This is a genomic window from Winogradskyella vidalii (assembly GCF_013403955.1).
GTDB classification, from domain to species: Bacteria; Bacteroidota; Bacteroidia; order Flavobacteriales; family Flavobacteriaceae; genus Winogradskyella; species Winogradskyella vidalii.
Window position 1 is genome coordinate 482,097 of the sequence record NZ_JABFDG010000001.1, and the last position, 22,628, is coordinate 504,724.

Genomic DNA, 22,628 nt, shown 5'->3' on the forward strand with positions numbered 1-22,628 from the left:
AAAATGATGAAAATACAGAAGATTTTTCAATACGCTTATTTTGTTTTTGCCATACTGTTTATATACGATGGTATTACTAAATGGACAGATAATCGAACTGGTGCTTACACATCTTTAGGGCTTGCTGCCTTAGCAATCTTTATGTTTTTCTTCAGAAAACGCTTCAGCAAAAAGTTTGAAGACCGTAACAACAAGTAATTTATGACTGCCGATATAGTCATTATTATCAGTACACTTATACTTTCAGCTTTTTTTTCGGGTATGGAGATTGCCTTTGTGTCGTCTAATAAAATTCATATAGAATTAGAAAAAAAACAAGGTGATTTTTTAGGGAATATATTAGGGAAGCTAACCGCTAGGCCTTCTAAGTATATTGCTACAATGCTTATTGGTAACAACATTGCGTTGGTGCTTTATGGTTTTAAAATGGGTGAGGTTTTGGTAGGTTGGTTTCAAACCATGTTGCCTTCAAATAACGCTGCTTTAAACTACTTATTAACGGATTTGCAATTGCTAAGTCAAACTGTAATTTCCACTTTAGTCATTTTAATTACAGCCGAATTTTTACCTAAAGTATTTTTTCAAATTTATGCCAATACATTACTTAAGGTATTAGCATTGCCAACCTATATCTTCTACATCTTATTTTCTTGGGTTTCAGATTTTGTACTTTGGATTTCAGATGCCGTTTTAAAATATATTTTTAGAGTTGATGATGAAGACGTTGTTTTAGCAATGACAAAGGTAGAATTGGGGAATTATATTACGGAGCAAATGGAATCCGTAGAAGATCAAGACAGTGTAGATAGTGAAATTCAAATTTTTCAGAATGCCTTAGAATTTTCAGAAGTAAAAGCACGAGAGGTTATGGTGCCTCGAACAGAAATTACTGCGGTTGATATTTCTGAATCACTAGATAATTTACGTCAGCTTTTTATCGACTCTGGACGTACAAAAATTATTGTTTATAAAGAGAATATAGACGATATTTTAGGCTATGTACATTCTTTTGAACTCTTTAAAAAACCAAAAAATATTAATTCTATACTAATGCCAGTCGGTTTTGTACCCGAAACAATTCTGGTAAAAGATGTGCTTAATATTTTAATCAAAAAACGCCGAAGTATGGCTGTCGTTATAGATGAATATGGTGGAACTTCCGGACTGATGACTGTTGAAGATATCATTGAAGAGTTAGTAGGCGAAATTGAAGACGAACATGATACAGTTGAAATGATTGAAGAGCAAGTAGACGAAAATACCTATAGGTTTTCAGCCAGATTAGAAGTAGACTACATTAATGAAACCTATAAATTAAACCTACCTGAAAGTGAAAATTATGAAACTTTAGGAGGCTTAATTGTAAATGCAACAGAAGGTATTCCTCAAGAAAAAGATGATGTTTTAATCGATAATTTTAAGTTTACCATAACCGAAGTCTCTTCAACTAAAATTGATGAAATCTTATTGAAAATCCTCGAAGAAGATTAACCATATAAAAACTTCAGTTCTCCTTTTATTATTTACTAGAATACATTATTTTCGCAGACTTATTTACACGAAATACATACTATACAAAAAAGACTATGGCAGTTTTAAATAAAATTAGACAACGTTCACTGGTATTAATATTAGTTATCGCATTAGCGTTATTCTCATTCGTAATCGGCGATTTGTTCAAAAACTCAGATGCCCTAACAGGAGGTTCACAAGATGTCGTTGCAACAGTTAACGGTAAGGATATTAATCGTTTAGAGTTTCAACAAAAAGTTAAAAATTACCAAGATAGAGTTGGTGGAAGTCAAACTTCTACGCAATCTATGAATACGATTTACAACCAAGAGCTTCGTAAACTTGTTTTAGAAACAGAAATTGAAGAATTAGGCTTGTCTGTTGAAAAAGATGAAATGAGAGATCTATTGAAAAATAGCTTTTCTTCTTATCCAGAATTTCAAGATGCTAACGGAAATTTTGATGTCAACCGTTTAAATGCTTTTATCGCAAACTTAAAAGACCTTAATGGCGATACAGCACCATTAGGTGATTTTTTAGTTAATTACGATAGTTGGACCAATAATGAGCAAACTATTGCTACAAGTGCCATTCAACAAACCTATTTTAACATGATTAAAGCAGGTGTTGGGACTTCTATTATTGAAGCTGAACAAGAATATTTGGGAGATGCTCAAACTGTAGATATTCGTTACGTGCAAATTCCTTACACAACAATCTCAGATAGTTTAGTTACTGTTTCTAATAGTGATGTTAAAGATTACATAAAGAAACACAAAGATACTTATGAAGTTGATGCAAGTAGAGAAGTGGTCTATGTAGAGTTTAAAGAAGAAGCTTCTAAGGCAGATGAAGATAAAATTAAGGCCGATTTGTTAGCCTTAAAATCTGATAAGACAGAATACAATGAAAATAGCAAAAATAATGAAACTATTAAAGGTTTTGATTCTGCTACAGACATTGAAGAATTTGTTAACTTCAACTCAGATATCAACTATAATGATTCATTTTTAAGACCTGCACAATTACCTGCGGTAGCTAAAGATACTTTATTGAAATTGAATGTAGGGGATTACTACGGGCCTTACAAAGATGGTGGATATTACAAGTTGTCTAAAGTTGTTGAGACAAAGCAAATGCCAGACTCAGTAAAAGTACGTCACATCTTAATTCCTCATGTAGGCGGACAACGAGCAGATGCGTCAATAACTAAAACTCCAGAAGAAGCTAAGAAAACAGCAGATAGTATTTTTGCTGAAATTCAAGGAGGTACTAAGTTTATGGATTTATTAGAATTATCTTCTGATAAAGTAAGTAACGAAAAAGATGGTGAAATAGAATTCGATTATAGAGCAGGAATGGCTCCAGAATTCAAAGCCTATGCTTTTGATAACAATGAAGGTGATATGGCTGTGGTACAAACCACTTTCGGATATCATATTATTGAAATATTAGAACAAAAGAGTTTTAACAAAGCTATTAAACTAGCGACTTTAGCAGATAAAATTGAGCCTTCTGATCAAACACTTCAAGATATATTTAATAAAATGTCTAAGTTTGAAATTGCAGCAAAAGATGGAGACTTTAATGCTTTAGCTAGTGAAAACGGCCTAACTGTAAAACCAATTACATTTAAAGAATTAGACGAAAATATTCCAGGTATCGGAAGCCAGAGAGAAGTTGTACGTTGGTCTTTTGAAGATGAAACTGAAGAAGGTGACCTAAAGAATTTTCCAATCTCTAATTTTGGTTACATTATCGCTCAAGTTGTAGAGAAGAAAGAAAAAGGATTAATGAGCGTGGAAGACGCTTCAATTACAGCATTGCCAGAAATAAGAAAAGAAAAGAAGGCTAAAATGATTACTGAAAAAATAACAGCAACTACTGTAGCTGATATCGCCAAGAATCAAGGTCAGAGTCCTAGATCAGCAGCTGCTATTACAATTAACAATACAACCTTATCAGGAGCAGGTGTAGAACCTAAAGTTGTAGGTGCAGCATTTGGTTTAGCTGAAGGCGGAACATCTAAGCCTATTCAAGGAGAAAAAGGAGTTTATGTTGTAGAAGTAACTAAAATTAACGAAGCAACTAAATTAGATAACTATACAGCGATTATCAATCGATTAAATTCAGAGCGTAAGGCGGCAGTTCAATCTAAAGTATTTCCTGCTTTAGAGGATGCAGCTGAAATAGAAGATAACAGAGCAAAAACGGTTTACTAATCGTTTAGAAATATAATTTATAAAATGGCTTTGCAGTAATGTGAAGCCATTTTTTTGTTTGCATATCCTGCAAGGTTTTCAAAACCTTGTAGCTATTGAAACTTGAATTAAAAACAACATGAGTTAAGTTTTAGTCAAGTTAGGTACTCACAACACCATAGCTTCATACGGAATTACAGTCTCATAGCCTTTTGCATTAAAGTAATCGGTTGGATTGTCTTCTGAAGCTACTAAAACAAAGTCACCACCCCAAGCGCCTAAACTTTTTACAGCACCATTAAAATCAGCGAATATTCGGGTTTTAATAGGTGATTGCTGAATAAGTTTTGAGATGATATTTTCATGAGTATCAACTAGATTTTGAAATTCTGAAAGTGATTGACAAACAATCATGCTTTTAGTAATACTGTTAATTTGTTTGATAACGTCTAAATTAACCTTTCCTAGTTTCTTGTAAGCAGAAATACCATCGCGACTATTTTGTTTCTGATTGAGGTACACAAAATAGAGTTGTTGCTTAAAGCTAGGTTGAAAATCGACTAATTCAATCAATGGGGTTTGATGCTGTTGAAGTTGAAATGTAATTGGGTAATTGTGTTGAGCACATGCAATATCATAACCACTACCACCAAAAGTTTTTTCTAAAAGCTGAAAAGCATCAACATTAGCCCAATCGGCTAAGTTATTAATTAATGTAGAAGAGGTTCCTAAGCCCCAGAGGCGATTAAAATCTTGATGTGTTGTAATGGTATAACCTTGATTTGAATCTAAGAACTCAGAATTCAATTCTCTAATCGCTTTTAGAATTTCAATAAGGCGTTCTGTAATTTGATTGTCTGACTTTGCGGTTACATGAAGCCCAGACAAAGTACTTTTAATGACTAATTGTTCTTCATACCAAATCTCACCCAATTCATTATAACTCTTCCAATGAATGCTATTAGAACCATTGGCATTAACCTCTAAACTCTGTCCGTATTTTGTGGGAATCGCTAAAGCTTTTGCACCATCTAAAACGGCATACTCTGCGGTGAGCAATAATTTGCCGTTACTTCGGTATGTTTTGGATGTTTTGTTCAAGGTGTTTTATTTAGTGGAGTGTGCTTTGTTTCTTAAGGCGCTGAACCATCTATAATACTAACAATTCATTTAGTTTCTTAATTTACTTATCGCTTCAACAACAGCACTATGTGTTACCACATTTGTTTTAAAATGTTCAACAAGTTTCACTTTTTCTGCCTCAGTCGCTTCAAATTGATTTAAAATATTCATCAAATGCATTTTCATATGTCCCTCTTGAATTCCAGTAGTTGTTAAAGATTTTACGGCACCAAAATTCTGTGCTAACCCAGCGACTGCTACAATTTTCATTAGGTCTTTAGCGCTAGGCTTCTGAAGCATTTCCATAGAAAAATTTACTAAAGGATGTAAGCTAGTTAAGCCACCAACGGTTCCTAAAGCCAATGGAATTTTAATCCAGAATTTAAAAATACCATTTTCAACCGAACAATGTGTTAAGCTTGAGTATTTACCGTGTCGAGCTGCGTAGGCATGCACACCAGCTTCAACCGCTCTAAAGTCGTTACCTGTGGCTAATACAACGGCATCAATACCATTCATTATTCCTTTGTTGTGGGTTACTGCTCTGTAAGGTTCAACTTCGGCAATACTAACGGCTTGTTTAAATTTTTGTGCAAAGACTTCGGGGTTAGGAATATCTTTACTTTTTAAATCTTCAATCTTACAAGATACCTCTGCGCGTACCAAACACTCTGGTACATAATTTGAGAGTATACTCATTACAATTGAAATATTCTTTTCTGTATTGTTAAAACCTTTAAATTGAAAGGATTCAGTTTTAAAGGTATTTGCAAATTGTTCTAAACACGAATTGATGAAATTCGCACCCATGGCATCCAGAGTTTCAAACGTTGCATGTAGCTGATAGTAGTTGGGTAAATCTTCCGTTTTATTTCGTAATTCTATATCTAAAATACCACCACCTCTGCGTTCCATGTTTTTGGTGATATGAGCTGTAGCACTGATTAATTTTGGCTTTACTTCTGTGAAAAAAGCATTAAGCTTATCAAAATCACCTTCGTATATAAAATGAACCTGTCCTATTTTTTCTGTTGCTAAGACTTCCGCCTTAAAACCCCCACGATCTAACCAAAATTTAGCAGCTTTACTTGCTGCTGCAATTACAGAGCTTTCTTCAATGGCCATCGGAATGGCATAAGTTGTGTCGTTAATTAAAAAATTAGGCGCAACACCTAACGGTAAATAGTAGTTAGTGATGGTGTTTTCTATAAACTCATCGTGTAATTTTTGAAGTTTTTTATCGGAATTCCAATAGCGTTGCACAAGAGTTCTAGCGCTATCTTTATCGGTGAAATAGGTGTTTAAAAGCCAGTCAATCTTTTCGGATTTTGAAAGCTTAGAAAAGCCAGAAATGGTGTTAGGCATGTTGATTTTAATTTTTTAAAAAAACAAAGATACTCGGATTGGTATATAATGAGAGTAAAAACGATTTTAAATGCCGATTTACGTTAAAAATAACGGTTTTTTGCATAATTTTTAGTAAACTTGGCATTGTTTTTTTGTGAAGCTTTGTTGGGAGAAATTGAACACCAAAATGACACAAAACAGTTAGTTGAACTGCCTCTACTTTTTTAAGCGGGAATTCGATTTTTATACTTTTAACAATAAAAGTAAATTTCTTTGAATATCTTTCAAATCTAATACGATAGTATTCATTAAAAAAAATGTGATTTTTATGAGTTTGCGAAACTTTGTGGCCATCTTCGGCTTTGTAATAACTTCATTAGTTTTTAGTCAAGAAAAACAAATAACACTTCAAGATATTTGGACGGGCCAGTTTAGAACCGAAGGCATGCAAGCCTTACATTCTATGAAAAATGGCCAACAATATTCGGTTTTAAACTTTGATAGAGAAACCAGAACAACCAGTATTGATATTTACGATTATAAAACCTCAGAAAAGGTTAAGACGTTAGTGTCCTCTGCAGCTATTGATGAGCTTCAATATTTTTCGGATTACACCTTTAATTCCGATGAGTCAAAATTGATTCTTACAACTAAATCGCTGCCTGTTTTTAGACACTCTACTTTAGGTGAATATTATATTTATGATGTGGCATCAAAGAAAGTTACTAAGGTGTCAGATGACTTGGTGCAAGAACCAACATTATCTCCCGATGGAACTAAAGTAGCTTACGGTTTTGAAAATAATTTATACGTTAAGCATATTGCGTCTGGTGCGGTAGAACAAATCACTTTAGATGGTGAAAAGAATAAAATTATAAACGGTATTACGGATTGGGTTTACGAAGAAGAATTCGCTTTTGTAAGAGCTTTTGATTGGAATGCCGATAGCAACCAAATCGCCTTTATTAAATTTGATGAATCTGAAGTGCCCGAATTTTCAATGGATGTTTATGGAGCAGATTTATACCAAACACAACACGTGTTTAAATATCCAAAAGCGGGTGAAGCCAACTCTAAAGTGTCTTTACATTTATATGATTTAGATTCAAAAAAACAGATAGAGTTAAGTGAAGATAAACCTGAAGATTTTTACATTCCGAGAATAAAATGGACTAATGACGCTAACGTTTTGAGTGTTCAGTTTATGAATCGTCATCAAAATGAACTGGATTTAATCTTGTTTGATACGAAGAACAAGTCAATGTCAAAGGTATTAGCTGAAAAAGACAAGGCTTATATAGACATAACAAATAATTTAACGTTTTTGGAAGACAACAGTTTTATTTGGACAAGTGAAAAGGATGGTTTCAATCATATTTATCACTATTCAAAAGACGGGACGTTGATTAACCAAGTTACCAAAGGAAATTGGGAAGTAACCAAGTATTACGGTTTCAATGAAAAAGAAAAGACCATTTATTACCAATCTACCGAAAATGGTTCTATAAATAGAGATGTATATTCTATAAAAATAACTGGCAAAAGTAAAAAACGATTGACTCAAAACGTCGGAACTAATAGCGCTTCGTTTAGTGCTGATTTCAGCTATTTTATCAATACGTTTTCTAGTGCAACAACACCTCAAAAATATACCTTGCATAATTCAAAATCAGGTAAGGTTATTAAGGAGATTAAAAATAATGATGCATTAGTTAAGAAATTGGAGGCTTATGTCATGTCCGAAAAAGAATTCAGTACGATTTCTGTAAATGGTAACGATTTAAATATGTGGACGATTAAACCTAAGGATTTTGATGCCACTAAATCTTATCCGCTATTTATGTACCAATATTCTGGTCCAGGTTCTCAGCAAGTGGCTAACCGTTGGAATGGTACTAATGATTACTGGTATCAAATGTTGGCACAAGAAGGTTATATTGTAGTTTGTGTCGATGGAAGAGGTACAGGATTTAAAGGTGCCGATTTTAAAAAAGTAACTCAAAATGAATTGGGTAAATATGAATTAGAGGATCAAATTGATGCCGCTAAACAACTCGGTAAATTAGATTACATTGACGCTTCAAGAATTGGAATTTGGGGTTGGAGTTACGGTGGTTTTATGAGTAGTAATGCCCTTTTTAAAGGTAATGATGTGTTTAAAATGGCTATAGCGGTAGCACCTGTAACGAGCTGGAGGTTTTATGATACCATTTACACCGAACGTTACATGACAACACCTCAAGAGAATTCAAGTGGTTACGATGAAAACTCCCCAATTAACCACGTTGATAAATTAAAAGGGGATTTCTTATTAATTCACGGGACAGGTGATGATAACGTGCATGTACAAAACACCATGCGTATGGTCGAAGCCTTAATTCAAGCTGATAAGCAATTTGAATGGATGATTTATCCAGATAAGAATCACGGTATTTACGGAGGTAACACAAGACTTCATTTATATAAAAAAATGACCAATTTTATCCACAAAACATTGGGTGATAAATTGGAAAAGAATAATTAACAGTGTGATAGTTATTGAACTTTTTCAAAATCTAAGATGGGATTAAAACGCTATGATGAATTAATATAGAAGTGAATAATTCAATAGAGGTATTGGATATTCAATTACAGCATAATTAAAAACTAACTAACTAATAAGAATATGTCAACAACAACCAAACAACCGCATCAACAGGAACTATTAGGTCATCCTGTAGGATTATTTATTTTGTTTTTTACAGAAATGTGGGAGCGTTTTTCCTATTATGGTATGCGTGGAATTTTAGTGCTTTATATGGCAACATCTGCCACAGCTATAGATCCAGGTTTAGGTTGGAGTAGTAAAGATGCTATTTGGTTGTACGGATGGTATACTATGTTAGTATATGTCGCTTCTATACCTGGAGGTTGGATTGCAGATAAATTTTTAGGACAGAAAAAAACAGTAATGCTAGGAGGTGTATTGCTTTGTCTTGGTCACGGTGTGTTGGCTATTCCACAAAGTTGGGCGTTTTTCACAGGATTACTTTTAATTGTTTTAGGTGTTGGTGGACTTAAGCCAAACATTTCTACAATGGTTGGTGGTTTATATAAAGAAGGTGATATTAGAAGAGATAGTGGTTTTACTATTTTCTATATCGGTATTAATATTGGTGCATTTATAGCCAGTATTACAGTTGGTCTTGTGGCGTATTATTACGGTTGGCATTATGGATTTGGATTAGCTGGAATTGGAATGCTTTTAGGTCAGGCTGTATTTATTTGGGGTCAAAAATTTCTTAAAGGTGTTGGTGAATTTACAGGAGGAAGTCAAGCAACTGAAGCCGAAAGAATCGCATCTAAACGTCCACTGAGTAAAATTGAAAAAGATAGAGTTGTTGTATTATTGATTTCATTCTTAATTGTAGTGGTGTTCTGGGGGGCTTTTGAGCAAGCTGGTGGTTTAATGAATCTTTATACAGATGCAAAAGTTGATCGTTATATTGGATTGAGTTGGTTAGAAGAAATTCCTGCGGCTGTATTTCAATCTTTAAATGCAGGTTATATAATTATTTTCGGAACAGCTATTGGTAGTTTCTGGATTTGGTGGAAGAAAAAAGGAAAAGAATCATCGTCATTATTTAAAATGGCTATTGGTACCATTATTATGGGACTAGGGTATGTGTTTATGATGTTTGCTTCTCAAGAAGCAAGTGCGGAGACTTTTGGTAAAGCAGCAATGTTCTGGATTTTCTTAGCATACTTATTTCACACCATTGGTGAGTTATGTACATCGCCAGTATCACTATCATTTATTACAAAATTAGCGCCATTAAAATATGCGTCTATTATGATGGGGGTTTACTTTGCAGCTACAGGATTTGGAAATAAATTAGCTGGAGCTATTGGTGAATCGTCACAATTAGAGTCTTATACAGGAGAAATGGTGGTGAATAAGCAAGATGTATTGCCTTATATATCTAAAGAAACGTTTAAGATTAAAAACGAAAACAATAAGGTTGTAGAAATTACAGAATACCCAATTAATGAAGATAAAAACTTTAGTATAAAATCTAAAGTCTATCCAGAAAATGGAGAGGTTGTATTTAAAGATTTTGAAACGGGTAAAAATTTGAATCCATTATTTATGCTTTCTCAAGACGAGGATTCAAATACAAAAGAATTATTAGCAACATTAATAGAAAACAATGTTTCAGAAGCGGACCCTTATCATGCAAAGTTAGTCTTCGAAAAAGATAAAGATAAAGCTCAGATTCTTGAAAATAAAGGTGACGGAAATGATTACGGTGTATCTTTTGTTTTAGAAGAAGAGCAGAGTGAACAAGAGTACTCAACCTTTATGTGGTTAACGATATTTACAGTAGCCTTTGGTTTATTACTTTTATTATTCTTGAAGAAATTGAAGAAACTAACTCATGGTGCTGAAGATAACGAACATGAAATGCTAGAAGCTGAAAAGTTTGAGTTAGCAAATCCAGATTTAAACGAATAAATATCATTTATCAAACCCTTGTAGATTTATAATTACAAGGGTTACGTCTTGCAATTAAATATAATTTTTATGGATACAGTAGATAGAGCAGAGCATGATGAGTTTTTTAAGAGTCAAGTATTAGGACATCCCGCAGGCTTGTTTGTGCTTTTCTTTACTGAAATGTGGGAACGCTTTTCCTTTTATGGAATGCGCGTACTATTAATTAACTTTTTAACCATGGCCGTTATTGGGAGTAATCCTGGTTGGGAGTGGACAGCTGAAAATGCAGGGGCACTTTTTGGTACTTATGCAGGTTTACTTTACTTAACACCAATTTTAGGAGGTGTGATAGCAGATAAACTAACAGGGTATCGCTGGGCTGTATTAATCGGTTGTGTGATTATGACGCTAGGTCATGCCTCAATGGCCATAGAAACTGAATTCTCATTATATCTAGGGCTAGCCTTATTAGTTATTGGAACCGGTTTTTTTAAGCCGAATATAACCTCTATAATCTCAGAGATGTATACCTATCTTCCTGAAAAGAAAGATGGTGCTTATACCATATTTTATATGGGTGTAAATGCAGGCGCTTTTTTTGGAATGATGCTGTGTGGTTATTTAGCTGAACGTGTTGGATGGTCTTGGGGATTTGGGTTAGCTGGAGTGTTTATGTTATTTGGAACGGTACAGTTTTTATTAGCGAAGCCACTTTTTGGGAAAATTGGTGCGCCTCCAAAACGTCAAACTAAAGAAGAAAAGGCTGCTGTTGTTAAAGATTATAAAGAAAATAAGTTTACTGTTTTAGATAAAGTTCTGATTGCTGTAACAGCTGTAATTGGCTTACTTTACTTAATTAATGATCCTGTATCTAAAATTGGGGGGCTTCATCTATTACCAGAAGAGTTTCTTTTATCTAAGGACACACTATCAGGTCCTTTGGTAATCACTTTAATCGGTATGGCTCTTTTTCTATTTCTTGTTATTGGACGTATTGTACGCTATGAAAAAGTGGTTAGAGATCGAATGATTGCGGTTATCATATTTGCATTCTTTACGGTATTGTTCTTTATTCCATTTGAGCAAGCTGCAACATCAATGGTAATTTTTGCGAGAGATTATACAGATAGAGTTTTAACGGGTAATTCAGCATTGATTTTCAATATTGTAAATACTTTGTTAACTGTCGTACCATTGCTAATTATAACATGGGTATTGTATTTGTTAAATAAAAAATCATTTGCAAAAATACCCGGTAGTAATATCGTACTAGCTTTATGTTTTACGCTGGTATGGGGTATAGTTATTTGGATGCTTGTTCAAGATTTTTCAACAAAATCTTATAATGTGCAATATGAAGCCGTCGCTGTAGAAAGTGTTGTTGATGGGAAAACCATCATTAGCTATGAGCCAATAACAGAAGCACGCCCTTTAAAGGCCGGTGAAACTACTGAAATGCAGATACTAAATATTTCTTCTAATGAAGATTTACAAGTAGGTGAAGCTGTAGGAGCACACCTCGAACTTGGTAAATACCGTTATTTAGATGAAGTAAAACAAAAACAATTGGCATTAGATTATTCCGATAGAGGCTTACAATCTATGATTGTTACTGGTGAGATTACTGAAGTAAAAGAGAATGAAGTAGAAATAACCGTATCTTGGTTTAGTATTCTTAACTCCTTTTTCATTATTGCTTTTGCCTCTTTCTTTTCAAAATGGTGGGAAAGTAAATACAACCCTTCAGCGGCTCAAAAATACGGATTAGGTCTTGTGGTTATGGGACTTGGATTTGCGGTATTAGCATATGGTTCTAGTTTAATTCCTGCAGGTGCTGAAGCTGGTGTGGTACGTGTGAGTATGGTTTGGCTAATACTAGCTTATCTTTTTCATACCCTTGGAGAGCTTTGTTTATCTCCTGTGGGCCTCTCTTACGTGAGTAAACTAGTGCCACCAAGAATGATAGCATTAATGTTCGGAATGTGGTATTTAGCCATTGCAATTGGTAACAAAATCGCTGCCTCTCTAGGAGGAATGGTAGATGAAATTCAAGTCGAATATAGTTTGTCTGTTTTCTTCTTAATTTTTACGATTATACCAGTAGCTGCCGGATTATTAGTTACAGCACTTAACCCATTGCTTAAGAAATTAATGCATGGTGTTAAATAAGGATAAGACGTTAAAAATATCTAAAATGTTCTACTTTAGTAGCATTTTTTGTAAGTTCGGCTTATTATTTGCAACAAATTGAGTATGAGAAAAAAAATAACTTTAGGACTAATCGCTGTTTTTGCTTTTTCAATAACAGCAATTGCACAAGAAATTAATTGGGTAACTATGGATGAAGCTTTAGAGCTTCAAAAAAAAGAACCCAAAAAGATTTTTATGGATGTTTACACCAATTGGTGTGGGCCTTGTAAGATGTTAGATAAAAATACGTTTCAGAATGCAGATGTGGCTGCTTATGTTAATAAACATTTTTATGCCGTAAAGTTTAATGCTGAAGGTGATGAAAAAGTAACTTACAAGGATAATACTTTTGGTAACCCTAATTACGATGCATCAAAAGCAAACAGACGAAATAGTGCGCATGAGTTTTCAAGATATTTACAAGTAAGAGCCTACCCAACTATGGTGTTTTTTGATGAGGAAGGAAACGTAATTTCTCCAATTCAAGGCTATTTAAAACCACAACAGTTAGAGTTGTATTTAAAAGTTTTTCAAACGGATGCCTATAAAGAAATGACTACTCAAGAACAATTTAATGAGTATGTTGAAGCGTTCGAGCCTTCTTTTAAATAAAAAGTATACACTTATTTAATTATATAAGCTCCCTTTTCATTGGTTTGATGGAAAGGGATTTTTTTATGTTCACAAGTCGCTTTCCAACGCTTTAAATACGATTTATAATTACTAGCATCTGCAATGATTTGTTTAGGTTTTAAACTGTCAATAACTCTATTGAGATTTAATCTAGGAGAGTTGCGTAATAAGATATAATGTGGCTGAAACGAAATACCTTTATACACTGCTAAGCTATCAATAGCCAGAATTATCTTATCATTATAATGATAAACAGACTGGAGAGTATCACTAGTTATAGATTTAATAGAGGCTCCAATTTTGTAATTAGTTATGGCGTATTCAGATGTTATTTCAGAAGTATCTATATTATGAGATACTGTCAGTTTTTGATTCTCTTTAAGCCCAATCATCGTATAACGACTTTTATTAAATATAATAAATGCAGTATGTTGTGTTTTGTATTTTTTGTAGAAGTAAATGCCTTGAAGTCCCATTATTGCAATAAGACAAATGACAGTCCATTTAAAACTTCGCCATTTATATACTTGAATTAATGCAACTAATATTACAAAAGAAAATATCATCTGTAGTAAAGTGAACGTAATATCTTTAAATAGAAAGTTTTCAAATTGTGCTACCAAAGCGATAAAAGCATTTAAGCTATCAATGATAAAACTATAAATAGTAACAATTGGTTTAGGAAGAAACCCAATTAAGGCTAAGGCAATAATAAGCAGTCCTAAACCAAGAATCAAACCTAAAAAAGGAATCACAACAAGATTCGAAATAAAAAACAAACCAGGAAACTGGTGAAAATAAAACAAGCTAATAGGAGCAACCCCTGCTTGTGCAGCTAGGGTCACAGTAAAAATCTGCCAAGGTTTATCAATCAGCCAATATTTGGGCTTCCAAAGTTTATAAATAATAGGTTGAATACTTACAATACCTAAAACGGCGATATAGCTCATTTGAAAACCTACAGCAAACAAAAAAGTTGGTTTAACCAATAGAATTATAAATGCAGAAATCACTAAAGTATTGTAAATATTAGTGCGACGCTTAAGATGCATGGCAATGCTAATAATGCTAAACATGGTTACGGCTCGGGTTACTGATGGCGATAAACCTGCAATAACAGCAAAACTCCATAAAATTGAGACCAAAATTAAAGGTCTTATAAAATGACCGTATTTTAAGTAAAGTAATGGGCTAAAAATCAAATTTAGAATCCATAATATAATCCCAACATGAAGCCCTGAAACAGCCAAAATATGGATTGTTCCTGAGTTCACATAATTGCTGTAGGTGGCTTTGTTAATGGTTTGTCGTTGGCCAAGTAATAAAGCGTTCATGATACTGAGCGCTTCGTCTTTAAAACCCGCGTCAATGAGTTTTGAATTGATTTTTAACCGTAAAGCATCTGCATAACCATAAATCGTCGATTTTGAATCCGATAGTTTTAAAACGTTACTAGAACTCAGGTATAATTGATGATGCACTTGTTGTAATTCTAAATACTGACTATAGTCAAACTGATACGGATTTAAAGGTTTCTGGATGGGGTGTAAAGTGGTTGAGGTAAATAATATATCATCAATATTAAATGCTTTTGAGATACTATCATGTCTAACATTAATCAGAAGATCACCAACGGCTTTTTGGTCGTTAAAAGATTTTACCGTTGCTATATATTTATCATTATAAGCGTTAGGTTTTAAACGTTCTTTAATTTGAACGACGATGGTGTTAGCATTAATGGTGTTTTGATGCGTATAATGTAATGCTCTTAGTTTTTCCTGTTGAATGTTATAGGCTGTCATTCCGATGCCAACCATACAACAGTAAGCAAGAATTCCAAAAAGAGGAGACCGGTTAATTTTAGATTTTAAGACCAGCCAATATATGCCAAGTAGACTAACAGTACCAATGGTTACATGCAAAACGACATGGAAATTTACCTTTAGGTAATGTGATAAAAGGATGCCGATGACCAAACAAATAGTCAATTTTATAATGGTGAAATTCAGTAACTTCATTAGTGTAAGTTACTAAAAATATTGTATCTATTTGTTTGTTAGTTGGTTATGGTGTTTGTAAGCTTTGGTTTAGCATCAAATAATAACATAACAACCAACACATTTTATCATGTGATTTTATGCCGTGTTTTTGCGACTTAAAAAGATTAATTGTGTCTTTAGCACTATTGGGTTAACTGTATAATTTACAGAACACGTCTAGCCTGAACAAAGGCAAAATACCAATATCTTTCTGCTAAAGAAGAGGTCATAACACCTCTGCTGGTTGAAGCATGAATAAATTCTACATTCCCCGTTCTTACACTAGATACAATACCAACATGGTTGACTTTACGACTGTTTTTTCGCGTCGCAAAAAAGACTAAATCACCAACATTAACTTCTTTTACATCAATCCAATCACCAGTGCCCTGAAGTCCGGATGTGGTTCTTGGTAAACTGACATTATGTTTTTTAAAACTGGTATAGATTAATCCCGAACAATCCATACCTTTTTTTGTGGTGCCACCATATTTATAGCGTGTGCCATCAAAAGTTTGTGCATATTTTACAATAGATGAGGCTTCTTTAGTCGGTTTTGCAGTCGTGTTTACTTTAACAGTATGTGTTTGGTTGCTTTTGCTAGTATATGTTTTTTTAGATTTACAGCTGCTTACTACTATAAGTAGGATTATAAATGGTAAAAATTGTTTCATTTGAGTTTTTTGTTTGTAGTCTTTAGTGTTCGATTTTGGGTTTTAATTTGATGCCTTATCCTTTACTTCATTTGAAATTTTTGAGACAATTAGCTTAGCAGCATTTTCACTAGCACCTCGTCCGCCTAAAATTTTCTCTAATTCATAATACTCTAAAAACAATTGTTTCCGTTTTTTAGTATCTAAAATAGCTGTTAATTCCTTTCTTAGTCGTTTTTTATTTAAATCACCTTGTATTAATTCGGTTACTACTTCACGGTCCATAATTAAATTGACCAATGAAATATATTTCAAAGTTATAATACGTTTTGCAATTTGATAAGAAATGGCATTAGCTTTATAACAAACTACTTGTGGTACTTTAAACAAAGCGGTTTCTAAGGTCGCAGTGCCAGAAGTCACTAAGGCAGCTGTTGAAATACTTAATAAATCGTAAGTTTTGTTTGAAATAAATTTAATATTTTTCTTTTTTATAAAGCGTTTGTAAAACTCATAATCTTGACTAGGCGCACCAGCGATAACAAATTCATAATCGTTAAAATCATCAACTAAACTCAACATTACGCCAAGCATTTTTGTGATTTCTTGTTTTCGGCTTCCAGGTAACAAAGCAATAATGGGTAGGTCGCTAAGTTGGTGTGTTTCTCTAAAATCGCTTTCATTTACAAGTTCTCTATCAGCGATAGCATCAATTAGCGGATGACCAACAAAATTTACATCATAATCGTACTTTTTATAGAAGGCTTTTTCAAAAGGAAGAATGCAATACATGGCATCAATATCGCGTTTTATTTTTTCTACTCTACTGGCTCTTGAAGCCCAAACTTGTGGTGAAATATAATAATGTGTTCTATAATTTAGTGCCTTTGCCCATTTGGCTACTCTTAGATTAAAACCAGAATTGTCAATAAAAATAATCACATCAGGTTGAAATGCTTCAATATCAGATTTACAAAATTTTATCTGACCTAATACTTTTCGGAGGTTGAGGATAACTTCAGCAAACCCCATAAATTGACGTTCCTTATAATGCAAAACCAATGTACCACCAACTTGCTGCATAAGGTCGCCACCCCAAAACCTTATATCCGCTTGTTCATCTTGTTTAAACAAGGCTTTCATAAGATTAGAACCATGCAAATCGCCAGAAGCTTCGCCTGCAATGATGTAGTATTTCATGTGATGTTAAAGTGTTTTTGTTAACCTATATGATGTTATTAATCATTCAATTTCCAAGAATTCAATTTCTGAATCGTATGATGAGCTGTTAAGTCAAAATGTACAGGGACAACAGAAACATAACCGTGCTCTAAAGCCCACTCGTCTGTATCTTCACCCTTATCCATGTTTACAAATTTACCTGATAGCCAATAATAATCGCGTCCAGATGGATTGGTACGTTTATCAAATTTTTCTTTCCAATTTGCACGTGCTTGTCGGCAAACCTTAATGCCTTTAATAGCACCTTTTTCAAGATTAGGAAGATTAACGTTTAGCACAACACCTTCTGGTAAACCGTTTTCTAATACTTGTCTTGTAATTGTTTCAACATAGGTTTTACAGTGTTCAAAATTAGCATTCCAATTATAGTCTAATAAGGAAAATCCAATAGCCGGAATACTTTCTATACCAGCTTCAAGAGCAGCACTCATAGTCCCAGAATAAATGACATTAATAGAGGAATTAGAGCCATGGTTAATACCAGAGACACAGATATCTGGTCGTTTTCCTAAAATTTCATTAACAGCGAGTTTTACACAATCTACAGGCGTACCAGAACAACTATATTCAGGTTGTTTACCATCAATAATTATTTTTTCTAAATACAAAGTAGAATTGATGGTGATGGCGTGTCCCATAGCACTTTGTGGACTGTCTGGTGCAACCACTACAACATCTCCTATGTTGTTCATAACCGAAATTAAGGCTCTAAGACCAGGAGCGGTAATACCATCATCGTTGGTAACTAAAATTAAGGGGCGTTCAGACATTCTGTACAAGGATTTAATGAAATGTAAAAATAGTAAAAAAGCTAGGGTTTTGGGTGTCTTTATAATTCTTGTTTAGAATTACTGTGATCTAAAAAGTTGAATTTTATTTTGTTATTCGTTATTTATTGGAAAGATATAATAATGTCTTTAACAAAAAATTAGTGCCTCTATTTTTTATGGCATGGTTTTTTCTTCTATTTTAGTAAAAAATTGATAGCCTACTTATGATTGCAATTCAAGGAAAATTAGGATATGAGCCTTAATGCTGTTTTGAATTGCATATATTAAAAGGTTGGTGAGTTTGTTTTTACCAAATTAATAAAAGAAAAAAGAAAAAAGAAAAAATGAACCGAGCCATTTTGTATTAGAGTTGAATTAAAGATTTAATCTGATTGGCGAACACATTTTACAATTAAAATTAAAAAAGAAAAAATGAAAGGGAATTATAAGTTCTTACTACTGGCGTTAATGATTGCATTTGCCTCATGTAGTTTTACCAGTAAAAAATTTGAAGATCCAGATAAAGATAAGTTACTAATTCAACTGATAACTTACCTTTTGGATCAGGGCCATTTTGAGCCTAAAGATATCAATGATGAATTTTCAGCAAATGTATTTGAAGATTATTTGAATAATATAGATCCTTTTAAAAGGTATTTGTATGCTTCAGATATTAAGGAGTTTGAAGCTTATCAAGATAAAATAGATGACCAAATAAAAGCTTATGATGTATCATTTTTTAATCTTACGCATCAGCGTTTGCTAAAACGTATTGCTGAGTCTAAAGAAATTTATGCTGAAATTTTAGAAGAGCCATTCGATTTCTCTAAAGAAGAAGCCTATAATGCAGATTACAAAAAGCTTACTTATGTAAATAATAAGCGTGAGATGAAAGAGCGTTGGAGACAACAACTTAAGTTTTCTACCATTGCTAATTACGATGACGCTATTGCAAGTCAAGATTTAGATGAGGAATCAGACGAGCCAAAAGAAGAAAAATCAATTGAAGACTTAGAAGCAGAAGCAAGATTGACTACAAAAAAATCTTTAGATGAGCTTTATGATTATATTGATGATAGAGTCCGTAACGATTGGTTTTCAGTTTACATTAACGCCATTGTAGAAGAGTTTGATCCACACACTTTTTATTTTGCACCAGATGATAAAGAACGTTTTGATCGTGATATTTCTGGTAAATTTGAAGGTATTGGCGCACGTTTACAAAAGAAGGTTGACGGAATTATGGTCAATGAAATTATAAGTGGAGGTCCGGCATGGAGAGCTGACGAGTTAGAAGTTGGTGATCAAATTCTTAAAGTAAGACAGGAAGATGAAAAGGAAGCTGTTAATGTGGTTGGTATGCGTTTAGATGATGCCATTAAATTTATAAAAGGGCCTAAAGGAACGGTGGTTGTTTTAACCTTAAAAAAAGTAGATGGAACTATTCAAGATATTTCTATAACTAGAGATGTTGTAGAAATGGAAGAAACTTATGCAAAATCTTCAGTCGTTGAAAAGGATGGTGAGACTTTTGGAATTATTAATTTGCCAAAGTTTTATATCAGTTTTGATGATTACAATGAACGAAACGCAGCATCTGATATAAAAAAGGAAATTCTAAGATTAAAAGAAGAAGGTGTTGATGGACTTGTAATGGATTTAAGAAATAATGGTGGTGGTTCGCTACAGACTGTTGTTGATATTGCAGGTTTATTTATTGAAGAGGGGCCTGTTGTACAAGTAAAAACTACAGGAGAAGCTAAAGAAGTACTTAAAGACAAAGATAAATCTATTGTTTGGGATGGACCCCTGGTGATTCTAGTTAATGAATTATCGGCTTCAGCTTCAGAAATCTTAGCTGCTGCAATGCAAGATTATAAACGAGGCATTGTGATAGGAAGTAAGCAGACTTACGGTAAAGGAACGGTTCAAACCGTGATGGACTTAAACCGAATGGTGAAAAACAATACTCAAGGAGATTTGGGCGCTTTAAAGTTTACCACTCAGAAGTTTTATAGAATTAATGGCGGTTCAACTCAGTTAGAAGGTGTTAAGAGTGATGTGGTGGTTCCAGACCGTTACAGTTATATTGATATCGGAGAGAAAGATCAAGAAAATCCATTACCGTGGGATAAAATTGATGCTGCTGATTATAACGTTTGGGATAGTTATTTTGATTACGATACAACGATAAGCAAGAGTAAAGCGCGTATGGCAGCTAATGAGCAATTAAAACTTATTGATGCTAATGCACGTTGGGTAAAAGAAATAAGAGACCGTGAGAGTTATTCATTAAATTACGATACCTATAAAAAAGATATGCAAATTAATGAAGAGGAAGCGAAACGTTTTTCTAAGCTTTCAGAATATCAATCTAATCTGACTTTTACGTCTTTACCTTACGAAGTGAAGTTAATGGAAAAAGATTCTATTTTATTAGAAAAGCGAGATCGTTGGCATACAGCTTTATCAAAAGATGTTTATGTTGAAGAAGCTATAAATGTGCTTCATGATTTAAATAAAGCACAGATTGTTCAAGGTGTAGCGGATTCTGTGAAGAATTAATTACCGAAAACAAATGGTTATACTTTAATTAGTACAGTTTTTTTCTGAAACTAAAAGAAAGTATAAGGATAATAGAAATCCTGTGATAACGATTTGTAAATTATTATAAATGAATGTCTAATAAAAATAGTTCATTATCAAAATTAGCGCTTCAAAAGTTTAAAAAGAACTTTTGGGGCGTTTTTAGTTTGAGTATTATTACTTGTATTGGCTTGGTTTCAATATTTGCATACGTGTTTGCGCCAGATGCTTCTAAAAACGCCAACCAGATGCATTTGTCTATACATTCTAAATCCCCTGGTTTTGAAGTACAAATATTAACGATTCCTTCAGGTATTCTATTAGAACAAAATCTTTTTTCAAAAATATTCTTCGGGCATAATAATTCAGATACAGAAATTCCTATTGAATCTTATAAGGTAAAAAATGGTCTACTTTATTATACGGAATATGCTTCTGATGGACTACAAGGGCAAGAAAAGCAAATTGATATTTCAAGATTCGAGAATTCAAACTACAAAAACTATATAGAAAATAGACGCTTTGTTTTTGGAACTGATAAATATGGAAGAGATTATCTAAGTCGGATTTTAAGTGGTTCCCGAATTTCCTTTTTTATAGGATTTGTAGCTGTTTTTATTTCGCTAATTGTAGGGCTTCTAATGGGCAGTTTAGCGGGATACTATGGTGGGAAAGTAGATGCCTTTATCATGTGGATTATAAATATTACCTGGTCTATACCGACGTTATTACTGGTCATTGCCATTACATTAGCGCTAGGAAAAGGCTTTTGGCAAGTATTTATTGCCGTTGGTTTAACCATGTGGGTAGAGGTGGCAAGAGTAGTGCGAGGACAAATTATTAGTGCCAAGGAAATGCAGTACGTAACGGCAGCAAGAGCTTTAGGGTATGATGACTATAGGATTATAACAAAACACATTTTACCTAACGTATTCGGGCCTTTAATTGTGATTTCGGCAGCTAACTTTGCAGCCGCTATTTTAATAGAAAGTGGATTGAGTTTTTTAGGTATTGGAGCGCAGCCACCAATGGCAAGTTGGGGGGCGATGATAAAGGACCATTATAATTATATAATTTTGGGTAAACCCTATTTGGCTTTAATACCAGGAGTTTGTATTATGTTATTAGTAATGGCTTTTATGTTAGTAGGAAATGCGTTGCGTGATGCTTTAGACGTAAAGACTTAATTAGATTTAAGTTCTTCGATCTCATCATTGGTAGCGCCAATAAATCCTAAAACGTCTTCTTGTCCTATACTTTTAGATGATGACGTTACAAAATAAGGGGGTAATTCTTCCCATGTTTTAAGTAGAACTTCACTATATGCTTCAACGTGGCGTTCTATAGCCTTTGGTTTCAATTTATCGGCTTTGGTAAAAATAATGGCAAACGGAATACTACTTTCGCCCAAATATTGCATAAACTCCAAATCGATAGGCTGTGGTTTGTGTCTGATATCTACAAGAACAAATGCCGAAAGTAATTGTTGGCGCTGTTCAAAATAGTTGGTGATAAATTGTTGGAATTTCTTTTTAGATGATTTTGAAACACGAGCGTAGCCGTAACCTGGCAAATCCACCAAATACCAACTGTTGTTAATAATAAAGTGATTGATTAATTGTGTTTTTCCTGGTCGCCCAGAAGTTTTTGCTAAACTCTTTCTGTCAGTTAGCATATTAATCAATGACGACTTTCCTACATTACTACGCCCAATAAAAGCATATTCGGGTAAGTTGTCTTTAGGGCATTTTGCCACTTCAGAATTACTAACTACAAATTCAGCTGATTTTATTTTCATCTTTAGTTCTCGTGAAAACGAGAATCTTATTTTAATTAAACTTTTTTGGTAATTTACC

The 22,628-nt window shown here is 33.6% G+C and carries 16 protein-coding genes; 9 read left to right on the forward strand and 7 right to left on the reverse strand.

Annotation, left to right across the window (positions count from 1 at the left end):
- Window positions 1–3 precede the first annotated feature (3 nt).
- The 3 genes from HM982_RS01850 (at window position 4) to HM982_RS01860 (ending at window position 3,734) form a co-directional block, all read left to right on the forward strand.
- Entirely contained in the window at window positions 4–198 is a 195-nt protein-coding gene (locus HM982_RS01850) for a hypothetical protein (RefSeq protein WP_317167413.1), read from the forward strand.
- 3 nt (window positions 199–201) lie between these two features.
- A complete protein-coding gene (locus HM982_RS01855; RefSeq protein WP_179351418.1) occupies window positions 202–1,491 on the forward strand; it encodes a hemolysin family protein in 1,290 nt (429 codons plus the stop codon).
- Between the two features lie 95 nt (window positions 1,492–1,586).
- Entirely contained in the window at window positions 1,587–3,734 is a 2,148-nt protein-coding gene (locus HM982_RS01860; RefSeq protein WP_179351419.1) for a peptidylprolyl isomerase, read from the forward strand.
- Between the two features lie 147 nt (window positions 3,735–3,881).
- On the opposite strand, the gene HM982_RS01865 is transcribed toward HM982_RS01860, so the two are convergent.
- Both HM982_RS01865 and HM982_RS01870 read right to left on the reverse strand, forming a co-directional pair.
- Window positions 3,882–4,814, reverse strand: a complete 933-nt coding sequence (locus HM982_RS01865; RefSeq protein WP_179351420.1) for a GYDIA family GHMP kinase — start codon at window positions 4,812–4,814, stop codon at window positions 3,882–3,884.
- 69 nt (window positions 4,815–4,883) lie between these two features.
- Window positions 4,884–6,200 carry a hydroxymethylglutaryl-CoA reductase, degradative gene (locus HM982_RS01870; protein WP_179351421.1) on the reverse strand — a complete coding sequence of 439 codons (1,317 nt, stop codon included), beginning with the start codon at window positions 6,198–6,200 and terminating at the stop codon, window positions 4,884–4,886.
- 310 nt (window positions 6,201–6,510) lie between these two features.
- Here HM982_RS01870 and HM982_RS01875 point away from each other — a divergent pair, with 310 nt between their 5' ends.
- The 4 genes from HM982_RS01875 to HM982_RS01890 all read left to right on the forward strand — a co-directional run bounded on the left by HM982_RS01875 (window position 6,511) and on the right by HM982_RS01890 (window position 13,461).
- The gene (locus HM982_RS01875) at window positions 6,511–8,706 is read left to right on the forward strand and encodes a S9 family peptidase (protein ID WP_179351422.1); all 2,196 of its coding nucleotides are present in this window, start codon (window positions 6,511–6,513) and stop codon (window positions 8,704–8,706) included.
- A gap of 141 nt (window positions 8,707–8,847) precedes the next feature.
- Window positions 8,848–10,677, forward strand: a complete 1,830-nt coding sequence (locus HM982_RS01880) for a peptide MFS transporter (protein ID WP_179351423.1) — start codon at window positions 8,848–8,850, stop codon at window positions 10,675–10,677.
- A gap of 69 nt (window positions 10,678–10,746) precedes the next feature.
- Complete coding sequence (locus HM982_RS01885) at window positions 10,747–12,828, forward strand: peptide MFS transporter (RefSeq protein ID WP_179351424.1); 2,082 nt, start codon at window positions 10,747–10,749, stop codon at window positions 12,826–12,828.
- 84 nt (window positions 12,829–12,912) lie between these two features.
- Window positions 12,913–13,461 carry a thioredoxin family protein gene (locus tag HM982_RS01890; protein ID WP_179351425.1) on the forward strand — a complete coding sequence of 183 codons (549 nt, stop codon included), beginning with the start codon at window positions 12,913–12,915 and terminating at the stop codon, window positions 13,459–13,461.
- An 11-nt stretch (window positions 13,462–13,472) separates the two neighbouring features.
- Here HM982_RS01890 and HM982_RS01895 read toward each other — a convergent pair whose 3' ends face one another.
- The 4 genes from HM982_RS01895 to surE form a co-directional block, all read right to left on the reverse strand.
- On the reverse strand, window positions 13,473–15,500 hold the full coding sequence (locus HM982_RS01895) for a ComEC/Rec2 family competence protein (RefSeq protein ID WP_179351426.1): 2,028 nt from the start codon (window positions 15,498–15,500) through the stop codon (window positions 13,473–13,475).
- 185 nt (window positions 15,501–15,685) lie between these two features.
- Window positions 15,686–16,195 (reverse strand): C40 family peptidase, encoded by a 510-nt coding sequence (locus HM982_RS01900; protein ID WP_179351427.1) that lies wholly within the window; start codon window positions 16,193–16,195, stop codon window positions 15,686–15,688.
- 42 nt (window positions 16,196–16,237) lie between these two features.
- Window positions 16,238–17,374, reverse strand: a complete 1,137-nt coding sequence (gene lpxB / locus HM982_RS01905) for a lipid-A-disaccharide synthase (protein ID WP_179351428.1) — start codon at window positions 17,372–17,374, stop codon at window positions 16,238–16,240.
- 38 nt (window positions 17,375–17,412) lie between these two features.
- Window positions 17,413–18,186, reverse strand: a complete 774-nt coding sequence (gene surE, locus HM982_RS01910; RefSeq protein ID WP_179351429.1) for a 5'/3'-nucleotidase SurE — start codon at window positions 18,184–18,186, stop codon at window positions 17,413–17,415.
- 432 nt (window positions 18,187–18,618) lie between these two features.
- Here surE and HM982_RS01915 point away from each other — a divergent pair, with 432 nt between their 5' ends.
- Both HM982_RS01915 and HM982_RS01920 read left to right on the forward strand, forming a co-directional pair.
- On the forward strand, window positions 18,619–20,751 hold the full coding sequence (locus tag HM982_RS01915; RefSeq protein ID WP_179351430.1) for a carboxy terminal-processing peptidase: 2,133 nt from the start codon (window positions 18,619–18,621) through the stop codon (window positions 20,749–20,751).
- A 113-nt stretch (window positions 20,752–20,864) separates the two neighbouring features.
- The gene (locus HM982_RS01920; protein WP_179351431.1) at window positions 20,865–21,959 is read left to right on the forward strand and encodes an ABC transporter permease; all 1,095 of its coding nucleotides are present in this window, start codon (window positions 20,865–20,867) and stop codon (window positions 21,957–21,959) included.
- Here HM982_RS01920 and yihA read toward each other — a convergent pair.
- Window positions 21,956–22,570 (reverse strand): ribosome biogenesis GTP-binding protein YihA/YsxC, encoded by a 615-nt coding sequence (yihA, locus tag HM982_RS01925; protein WP_179351432.1) that lies wholly within the window; start codon window positions 22,568–22,570, stop codon window positions 21,956–21,958. The two genes, HM982_RS01920 and yihA, sit on opposite strands and share 4 nt — an antisense overlap.
- Window positions 22,571–22,628 lie beyond the last annotated feature (58 nt).